The organism is Xanthomonas maliensis (assembly GCF_009192945.1).
Taxonomy (GTDB): Bacteria; Pseudomonadota; Gammaproteobacteria; order Xanthomonadales; family Xanthomonadaceae; genus Xanthomonas; species Xanthomonas maliensis.
Map to the genome: position 1 here is coordinate 219,211 of NZ_NSET01000004.1, position 9,111 is coordinate 228,321.

At 67.2% G+C, this 9,111-nt stretch carries 7 protein-coding genes and 1 pseudogene; 3 read left to right on the forward strand and 5 right to left on the reverse strand.

Going from position 1 to position 9,111, the window contains the following annotated elements; translation table 11 throughout:
• The first annotated feature begins 85 nt into the window (after window positions 1-85).
• A complete protein-coding gene (locus tag CKY51_RS01570) occupies window positions 86-394 on the forward strand; it encodes a GIY-YIG nuclease family protein (RefSeq protein WP_038218883.1) in 309 nt (102 codons plus the stop codon).
• Window positions 395-441: 47 nt separating this feature from the next.
• The gene (locus CKY51_RS01575) at window positions 442-1,149 is read left to right on the forward strand and encodes a glutathione S-transferase (RefSeq protein ID WP_022970515.1); all 708 of its coding nucleotides are present in this window, start codon (window positions 442-444) and stop codon (window positions 1,147-1,149) included.
• A gap of 36 nt (window positions 1,150-1,185) precedes the next feature.
• Here the strand turns inward: CKY51_RS01575 and CKY51_RS01580 are convergent, their stop codons facing one another.
• From CKY51_RS01580 to CKY51_RS01600, 5 genes and pseudogenes are all read right to left on the reverse strand, one after another.
• Window positions 1,186-2,004 (reverse strand): DUF3014 domain-containing protein, encoded by an 819-nt coding sequence (locus tag CKY51_RS01580; RefSeq protein WP_022970514.1) that lies wholly within the window; start codon window positions 2,002-2,004, stop codon window positions 1,186-1,188.
• Window positions 2,005-2,122: 118 nt separating this feature from the next.
• The gene (locus CKY51_RS01585) at window positions 2,123-3,286 is read right to left on the reverse strand and encodes a lysozyme inhibitor LprI family protein (protein WP_031338164.1); all 1,164 of its coding nucleotides are present in this window, start codon (window positions 3,284-3,286) and stop codon (window positions 2,123-2,125) included.
• Window positions 3,283-4,884 (reverse strand): hypothetical protein, encoded by a 1,602-nt coding sequence (locus CKY51_RS01590; RefSeq protein WP_031338162.1) that lies wholly within the window; start codon window positions 4,882-4,884, stop codon window positions 3,283-3,285. Before CKY51_RS01590 ends, CKY51_RS01585 begins: the two co-directional genes overlap by 4 nt.
• A 172-nt stretch (window positions 4,885-5,056) precedes the next feature.
• Window positions 5,057-5,997 (reverse strand): annotated as a pseudogene (locus CKY51_RS22910) (XAC2610-related protein).
• Window positions 5,964-6,437, reverse strand: a complete 474-nt coding sequence (locus CKY51_RS01600; RefSeq protein ID WP_031338160.1) for a DUF3574 domain-containing protein — start codon at window positions 6,435-6,437, stop codon at window positions 5,964-5,966. Before CKY51_RS01600 ends, CKY51_RS22910 begins: the two are co-directional and overlap by 34 nt.
• A 201-nt stretch (window positions 6,438-6,638) precedes the next feature.
• On the opposite strand from CKY51_RS01600, the gene CKY51_RS01605 reads away from it, so the two are divergent.
• Entirely contained in the window at window positions 6,639-9,083 is a 2,445-nt protein-coding gene (locus tag CKY51_RS01605; protein WP_022970511.1) for a TonB-dependent receptor plug domain-containing protein, read from the forward strand.
• Window positions 9,084-9,111: the final 28 nt, after the last annotated feature.

Below are 9,111 nucleotides of genomic sequence, written 5' to 3' on the forward strand. Positions count from 1 at the left end.
CTGCACGACAGGCGGCGCCGACAGCAGGTGGCAGCCACCCGACATGCGCTCCCATCCCATCGCGGCTGCCGCCATAATGACGGCGATGGAGACCTCCGCGCCCTGGCATCTGTACCTGCTGCTCTGCCGCAACGGGAGTTATTACGCCGGCATCACCAACGATCTGGAGCGGCGTTTCCAGGCCCATCTCCGCGGCGCCGGCGCCCGCTACACCCGCGCCAATCCGCCGCTGCAACTGCTTGCCAGCCGCCGCTACCCCGACCGCTCCAGCGCATCGCGAGCCGAATGGGCGCTCAAGCGACAGCCGCGTGCACGCAAGCTGGCCTGGCTGTTGGCACAGCCGGAAGCCATCAATGGCTTACACAGCCCTGACACCCCGCTCACGCCTCGCTAGCCGCCAACGGACTAGCCTGCTACGCGATCTCGATCACGGAGCAGCGCATGCATTACCAGCTTTATTACTGGACCGGACTGCAGGGGCGCGGCGAGTTCGTCCGTCTTGCGCTGGAAGATGCCGGCGCCGATTACACCGACGTCGCACGCAGCGAAGGCGATGCGGCGATGGACCGCTTCCTGGACGGCGAGGCAGACGGCACACAACCGTTTGCGCCGCCCTTCCTCCAGGCCGGCTCGGTGGTCGTGGCGCAGGTGGCGGCGATCCTGCACTTCCTGGGTCCGCCGCTACAACTGGTACCGCAGGACGAAGCCCGCCGGCTCCAGGCACTGCAACTGCAGTTGACCATCGCCGACCTGGTCGCCGAGATGCACGACACCCATCACCCGATCGCCAGCGCTGCCTACTACGAGGATCAAAAGGCGGAAGCGGCCAAGCGTGCCGCCGATCTGCGCGCCAATCGCCTGCCCAAGTTCCTGGGCTATTTCGAACAGGTGCTGCAGCAGGCCGGCGGTGTGCACTGCCTGGGTGAGCATTCCTACGTGGACCTGTCGCTGTTCCAACTGCTCAGCGGGCTGGACTATATGTTCCCGCAGCGCATGCGCACGCTGCGCGCGGGCCTTCCGGGCCTGCGTGCATTGCAGCAGCAGATCGCGCAGCGGCCGCGCATCGCCGCCTACCTCGCCTCCGAGCGCCGCGTGCCGTTCAATACCAACGGCATCTTCCGCCACTACCCGGAACTGGATGCGGCGTAAGGCTCCGGCTGCGTCGTTGCAGACGGCCCTGACCGCTCAGCGCCCCTGCACCAGCGCGGCACGTACCTGCTGCAATTGCGCGGCGACCGCCGCCTGTTGGGTCGGTCCCAGCCGCAGCAAGGCCTTCTGGCCGACCGAGAGCGACTCCAGCGCCGGATCGGCGAAGCGATAACGGCCACGTCCATCGGCGACCACCACGATCGGTTGCTGCGGCGTCGGCGTGCGCAGCAAGTGGTCGATCACATCGATCAAACGATCGTTGAAATAGCGGTCCGGCGCACCGAGCTCGGCGTAGGCCTGCTGGATCAAGGGGTAGAAACGCCGATAGCTGCGCACCAGCGCCTGTGGATCGACATCAGTGAATGCAGCGACGTACGGCGCGTAGCGAGCGGCGTTGTCGTTTCCGATGACGGTGTGGCCGGCGGCCTGGCTGCCCTGTAACTCACCCGGTACCGGCTGCAACATCAGCGCGCGCCGGCTGATGCTGGGTTGGGTGAGATTGTCGATCATCACCACCGCCCGTTGGATCAGGTGCTCACGCAGCACAAGCGCCAACGCGGTGTCATCGTGCAGCAGGTCCTGCAACGCCTGCAACGCGGCCTCGTCGCTCTTGCCCAGCGTGGGAATGGCCGCATCGGCGGCGTCCGTCGATGCCGCTGGCAGGGGGTGACGGGGCTCGGCATCGGCGGCCGGCGGCTTGCCGGTAGTGAGCGCCGCCACTGCAGCGGCGGCACGCTTGGCCGGGGCAGGCGTCGCATCCGGCCCCTGAGAGTCGGGACCAAACAACCACCAGGCGGCGCCCAACAGCAGCGGAATGGCCAGCAACCAGGGCCATAGCGGGGATTGGCGTTGCATCCAGGAGCTCCTTACAGCGACAGCACACCCAGGATGTGACCATGCGATTGTCCGGGGGTTCCCCAGCCAGCGAGATCCGCCTTCCCTGCCCGCTGCGCGGGCAATCCTCGCCGGCGGCTCAGCCCTCGAATCCCAATCGGGCATTCACCCACGCCGCCACGATCGCTGCCGCAGCCTGCTGGGCCTGGTCGGCAGGCAGCTGCTTTTCGCGGACCAGCCAGGCCGCGGTTTGCTTGCGCGCCTCCGGCAGCAAGGCCGCGGCCGCCTTGCGCTGCGCCAACGGCCATTGCACGTCGTCCTCGCCCGCATCCCAGTTCAGAATGCCCTGGTCGGGATCGTCGCCATAGCGCTCGCGCAATGCCGGCGTCAGATACAGCAGCGGCGAAACCGTTGCGCGCAGATCGATCACCCGCCACTCGGCGAAGCTGGCAAAGCGCATCGTGCCGGCATCAGCACCCACGGCCTCGATCATCGGCGCAAATGCCGCACCCAGGCGGGTCCAGACCGGCAGTTCGAACAGTCCGCCCTGCGGCGCGCAGATCGGCGCGAAGCTGTCGCGCGTGGAGCCGTAGAGCGGCCCGAACGCCTCGTACGCCAGCTCGCCCTGCGCAGCGAAGACGAAGCAATGCACCTCCGATGCATCGCCCTCAGTGCGCTCGATCCACATCCGCAACAAGGTCAGCGCACGCGCCGCCGAATCCTTGTCGCCGAGATCGTCGAGCACCGAAGCAGCGTAGGCGTCCTGCTGGCCAAGCGCGGACCGTGCGCTCGCATAGCGGGTGCGTGCCAGCGCTGCATCGACACCGGCCGCCGGGACGAATTGCTGCAGATAGACCAGCCAGGCCGATGCCAACGGCGTGTCGTAGTCCCGCAACTGCCGCGCAGCAGCAGCCGGCGTCTGTGGAATGCGCGCGACGATGCGGTCCAGGGCCTGCCGCTGGCTGGCGAGTGCGGTGGTCAGCTCCTTTTCCCGCGATTGCTGGCTGCGCCGCAGGCAGTCGTCCAGCGTGGCGTCCGGCGCGCAGGCATTGCGCTGCCGCAACCAGGCGCGTTGTTGCTCGCGCAGATCCGCCAACGCCGCACGCGGCGTGAGCTGCCGCACGGCCTGGTACGCCTCGTCCACCTGCTCGTCCAGCCGACCGAGCGCAGGCACCGCGCACAGGCGCTGTTCCACCGCCGTGCGCGCCTGTTTGCAGTCGAACGAGGCCGCGACCGCCGCGCTCGCCGTCAGCGCCACTGCGCTGCCCAGCAGCAGCGCGGTGCTCCATGGCCGGCGGCTCATGGGTGCACCGGCTTGCGCGCCGGCAACAACGACAACAGCAGCAGGGTCACCGCCAGCGCGACATACGCGCCGACGAACTGCCAGCTGATCACCCGCGCCAGTCCATGCAGCGACCACGGCAGGTAGATGCCGCCGCGCGGATCCACCGAATGGATCAGCCCGAACAGCGCCAACCCGGCGGCGACCAGCAGGAAGCCAGCCGCCCGCCGCAATTGGCCATCGATCATCGCCACGACGGTGGCGATCCACAGCATGGCGGTGATGATGAAACCGTTGCCCAGCGCGAACACTACTGCCAGTTCCGGCAGGCCGTGGCCATCGACCGTGGTGGTCAGCGCGGCCAGTTGCTCCGGCGTCATCCAGCCCGGTGCCTTGATCGTCAACAGATAGGCGACCGACGGCAGGAATCCCAACACCATCGCGCCCGCATGCTGGCGCGGAGTGGCCTGGAAGGCCTGGGTAGTGATGTCGATGGACACGTAGACGATGATCGGTGCCAGCACCGCCAACGGCAGCCACTGCACCAGGCCGCTGATCACCCCCAGCATGCCGCCGATGCCGACGAACAGCCCGGTCAGCAAGGTATAACCGGCGCGCGCGCCCATGTGCTTGTAGGCGGGCTGGCCGATGTACGGCGTGGTCTGCGCCACGCCGCCGCAGACGCCGGCGACCAGGGTGGCGAACGCTTCCACCAGCAGGATGTCGCGGGTGCGGTAGTCGTCGCCGGCCGCGCGCGCGCTTTCGCTGACGTTGATGCCGCCCACCACCATCAACAGGCCGAACGGCAGCAGCAACGGCAGATAGGCCACGGTATCGGGCAAGCCATCGATGAAGCCCAGGTTGGGCAGCGGCAGCACGATGCGCGGCGGCGTCCACGCCGGCACGGCGAACCCCGGCGCCCCCAGCCCGGCCAGCCCCAGACCGTAGTACAGCGCGGTACCGACCAGAAAGGCGACCAGCACTCCGGGCAGGCGAATCGGCAGGTGGCCCTTGGCCAGCAACACGTACAGCAGCAACCCCAGGGTGACGAAGCCAGCCACCGGCGCGCGTAGTGTCTCCAGCAGCGGCAGCAGCCCCATCAGCACCAGCGCGATACCGGCGATGGACCCCAGCAACGCCGCACGCGGCAGCGCGCGGGTGACGGCCTCGCCAACGAAGGACAGCACCAGCTTGAGCAGTCCCATCACCACCAGCGAGGCCATGCCCAGCTTCCAGGTGGCAATGGCCGCGGCTTGCGGGTCCAGTCCCTGCGCCTTGTAGGCAACGAAGGCCGGTCCCAGCACCAGCAACGCCATGCCGATGCTGGTCGGTGCATCCAGTCCCAGCGGCATGGCGGTGACATCGTCGCGGCCGCTGCGCGCGGCCAGCCGCCGCGCCATCAAGGTATAGAGCAGATTGCCGACCAGCACGCCGAACGCGGTGCCGGGGAACATCCGCCCGAACACCACCTCGGCGGGAAACTGGAACAGCCCGACCAAGGCCATCGCGATGAAACCGAGGATGGACAGATTGTCGACCACCAGGCCGAAGAAACCATTGAGGTCGCCGGCGACGAACCAGCGCGGCGCGGCCGCAGGACGCGAGGAGGGATCGGACATGGCGATCTGCAAACGGGGGGACAGGCGATGGTAGCCGCTGCACCCTGCCCGCGACAGCGGCCGGGTGGAACACAACGCGGCACGCTTGGAATGCAGCGCGGCTGGCGCATCCTGGATCGATAGGCGTCCGCGACCAGCACCCTGCAGCGCTGTTGCGATCCAGCGCGTGATGTCAGGGCTTGGCAGCGTCCACGTCCGCCCAGCCGATCAGCTCGCCCGCAGTGGCGCTGTGGTAACGCAGCTTGATCCGGCGCCCATCGGCGCTGACATCCAGCGCATCGGCGCGATCGCCTTGCACCAGATAACGCCGCGTGCCGACGGCGGTGTCGCTGGCATAGAGCGGTAAACGTGCCACGCGGACGTACAGCGGCACCGGCATCGGCGAGTCCTCGGTCCGACCGATGGCCGTGGCGATCACGTTGCCTTGCGGGCCATAGGTAGACCAGACCGACAGCGGGAAAGACGCTGCTTCCTCCGAGCCGAGCAGCGACTGGATGTCGTCCGCATCGATCTTCCGCTGCGAGCGATAGACGTAGAGGCGGCCATCGTCGGCATAGCGATACACATCGGTATACAGCATCGGCCCACCGTGGCAGCTGCTGGTGAGCTGGTGAGCTGGCGTGTCTGCGGCTCCGCCGCCAGATTCCAGAATCCGCTGCACTGCACCGGCGCCGCGGCAGGCGCACTGAGTTCGCCGAATCGGCCTTGCTGCCGATCGAACAGGAACACCTGGCTCGCAGCGTCGACGCGCCCCATCAGCGCGCTCACCACCAGATCCGGATACCCATCGAAGTTGTCGTCCTGGCTGTAGAGGCTGGCCTCGCTCTCGCCATCACCGACGTCTACGTCCAGCCATTGCTCGCGGCCACCGGGCGACACCACCACGTGCAGCTGCTGGCCGACCAAGGCTGCGGTCGCCTGCGTGTGCGCATCGAGACGCAGCTGCATCTGCGTATGCTCGGCGGCCGCGCCGGCAGGCGAGCAGACCCAGAGCGCTGCCAGCAGCACACAGCGCGCGCCGCTGCCGCTGGCGCGCCACCAGCGCCCCACACGCGACGCGACGCGGGCATTCAACCTCTTCAGAACGACACTTCGACCGGCTGCCGCGACCACAGCACCGATTGATGTCCGGTCGCCTGCTTCCACGCCAACCGGATCGCCTCGATATCGCGGCGCCGCTGCGGGGTGTCCTCGTGCAGGACGACCAGCACCTTGGTCGCCAGCCGGTTGGGCTCCTTGGCACCGCGGAACAACCATTGGCCATAGGCATCGAACACCGTCAGCCCATCGGGGAAGCGCGGCGTCACCTCCTTGTCGAGGAAGGCACGCCATTGCTGCTCGCTGATGGCGCGGGTCTGCGGACGATCGGCCGTGCCGCTTTCCTCGCCCACGCCGAAGTACAACTCGCTGCGCACCCAACCGGTAGCCGCCGCTGGCCGTGCCGCATCACCTTGCAGACTGGCGGTGGCCGCGTTCGGGGCGGCGCCCGGGGTCGTGGCGCAGGCCGACAGGGCCAGGACGGTGGCAAGCAGGCAGGACGGCAGCAACTTCATCGACATCTCCAACGGTGGGGGCAGGCTCATGCAGGCACGGCATCAGTTCATGCCCGCGAGCGCGCACTGTGCCAGCTCGCGCCAGGCTGAACAACGCGATAATATCTCTCCATCCGGATGAATGTTGAACCCGTCCGTCCCTTCGCGCAGCCCGCCGGCCCGATGCCGGTGGCGCGCGCGTGCCGTTGCAGGAGAAACCGCATGATTCGCCCCATCCTTTCGACCCTCAGCCTGGCCGTGGCTGCTGCCCTGAGCCTGCCAGCGCAGGCACAACAGGCATCGCAGGGCGACAGCGGTGCCACCACGCTGGACACCGTGATCGTCACCGGCACCCGCGCCAGCGACCGCACCGTGCTCGAATCCACCGCGCCGGTGGACGTGCTCACCGCCGAGGACATTCGCAAGGCCGGCGTGGTCAACGGCGAACTCGGCAGTGCACTGCAGGCGCTGCTGCCGTCGTTCAACTTCCCTCGCCAGTCCAATTCCGGTGGCGCCGACCATATCCGCGCCGCGCAGCTGCGCGGGCTGTCGCCGGATCAGGTACTGGTGCTGATCAACGGCAAGCGCCGCCATACCTCGGCGCTGGTCAATACCGATAGCAAGATCGGCAAGGGCACCACGCCGGTGGACTTCAACTCCATCCCGATCAATGCGATCAAGCGCATCGAAGTGCTGCGTGATGGCGCCGGTGCGCAATACGGCTCGGATGCGATCGCCGGGGTGATCAACGTGATCCTCGACGACAACGCCGAACGCGGCGAGTTGGAAGCCAGCTTCGGCGCCTACAACACCGACGTCAAACCCATCGATCGCCGCGTCACCGACGGCCAGACCAGCTATGCCAGCGCCAAGGTCGGCACGCTGCTGGGCGACGATGGCGGCTTCTTCAAAGTGGGCCTGGAGCTGAAAAACCGCGAAGGCACCAACCGCGCCGGGTTCGACCAGATTCCGCCATTCGAAGAACAGACGCCGGCCAATCTTGCGCTGGCCGGCAAGCGCAATTACGTGCTGGGCGATGGCGCCAGCAAGGGACTCAACGCCTGGCTCAACACCAAGGTCCCCTTCAGCGACAACAACGAGTTCTATGCGTTCGCCACCTACAACCAGCGCGACACCGAAGGCGCCAACTATTTCCGCTATCCGGACAGCAGCGCCAATTGGCGCGAGATCTATCCCAATGGCTATCGGCCGATCTCCGAAGGCGAGAACAGCGACCTGCAGATCGTCACCGGCGCCCGTGGGCAATGGGGCGACTGGGACTACGACGCCAGCATCAACTATGGCCGTAACGATTTCACCTACCGCCTGCGCGACACGCTCAATGCCTCGCTCGGCCCGGGTAGCCCTACCCGCTTCAAGACCGGCGACTTCGCCTTTGCGCAGTCTGTTGGCAACCTCGATCTGACCCGCGTGTTCGATGCCGCCGGCGCCACTCACACCTTCGGCACCGGTGCCGAATTCCGCCGCGAGCAGTACCGCACCCACGCTGGCGACCCGGCCAGCTATGCCGCCGGGCCGTTCACCGATCGCCCGACCGGCTCGCAGGCCGGTGGCGGGCTCACTCCGCAGGACGAGGCAGATCTGTCACGCAACGTCGCCAGCGCCTATGCCAGCGTCTCCAGCCAATTTGGCGACAAGTTCTCCACCGACCTGGCGGGCCGCTACGAGCATTACCAGGATTTCGGCAGCCAGTGGAGCGGCAAGCTGGCGGCGCGTTATGCCTTCTCGCCCGCGTTCGCGCTACGCGGCGCCGTTTCCAACAACGTGCGCGCTCCCTCGCTCAGCCAGATCGGCTACGAAGCCACCTCCACCGGCTACGATGCATCCGGGCGACTGGTGCAGGGACGGCTGTTGTCGGTCAACAACCCCATCGCACGCGGACTGGGCGCGACCGATCTGAAGCCGGAAAAATCGGTCAATTACAGCCTGGGCTTCACCAGCAAGCTGGGCGACCACTTCGACCTGTCGCTGGATTTTTTCCAGATCGACATCGACGACCGCATCGCCTTGTCCGAAGACATCACCGGCGAGGCACTGACCAACTTCGTGCAGCAGACCTATGGCGTCACCGGCATCCAGAGCGCCAGCTATTTCCTCAATGCCGCCGATACCCGCACCCGCGGCGCCGAGCTGGTCGCCAACTGGCGTCAGTACGTCCTCGGCGGTGAGTTGCTGCTGACCGGCACTTATAGCTACGCCAAGACCGAGTTGAAGAACATCACGGCCACGCCGGCACAACTGCTGGCGCTGGATCCGGACTATGTGCTGTTCGGCGTGGAGGAGAGCAATACGCTCACCGACGCCGCACCGCGCACCCGCGCCGCGCTCGCCGCCAACTGGAGCGACCAGCGCTGGAACCTGCAGGCGCGGGTCAACCGCTATGGCAGCGCGACGCGCGTGTTCGACTTCGGCGATGGCTTCGTCCCGCGCCAGACCTATGGCGCCGAATGGCAGCTGGATCTGGAAGCGGAACTGCGCCTGGGCGAACAATGGACGCTGGCGATCGGCGGCCAGAATGTACTGGACAACTACCCCGACCGATCGATCGACGACATCGCCTACTTCGGCAACCTGCCCTACGACGTGCTGTCGCCGATCGGCAGCAATGGCGCGTATTGGTATGGGCGCGTGCGCTACACGTTCTAGTCGGACGTGGGGGTCGGGGGTCGGGGGC

What these genes read in the sequence shown, in the direction of transcription:
- CKY51_RS01575 (WP_022970515.1), top strand. Translation starts at nt 442, where the DNA reads ATGCATTACCAGCTTTATTACTGGACCGGACTGCAGGGGCGCGGCGAG.
- CKY51_RS01605 (WP_022970511.1), top strand. Translation starts at nt 6,639, where the DNA reads ATGATTCGCCCCATCCTTTCGACCCTCAGCCTGGCCGTGGCTGCTGCC.
- CKY51_RS01585 (WP_031338164.1), bottom strand. Translation starts at nt 3,286, where the DNA reads ATGAGCCGCCGGCCATGGAGCACCGCGCTGCTGCTGGGCAGCGCAGTG.
- CKY51_RS01600 (WP_031338160.1), bottom strand. Translation starts at nt 6,437, where the DNA reads ATGAAGTTGCTGCCGTCCTGCCTGCTTGCCACCGTCCTGGCCCTGTCG.
- CKY51_RS01580 (WP_022970514.1), bottom strand. Translation starts at nt 2,004, where the DNA reads ATGCAACGCCAATCCCCGCTATGGCCCTGGTTGCTGGCCATTCCGCTG.
- CKY51_RS01590 (WP_031338162.1), bottom strand. Translation starts at nt 4,884, where the DNA reads ATGTCCGATCCCTCCTCGCGTCCTGCGGCCGCGCCGCGCTGGTTCGTC.
- CKY51_RS01570 (WP_038218883.1), top strand. Translation starts at nt 86, where the DNA reads ATGGAGACCTCCGCGCCCTGGCATCTGTACCTGCTGCTCTGCCGCAAC.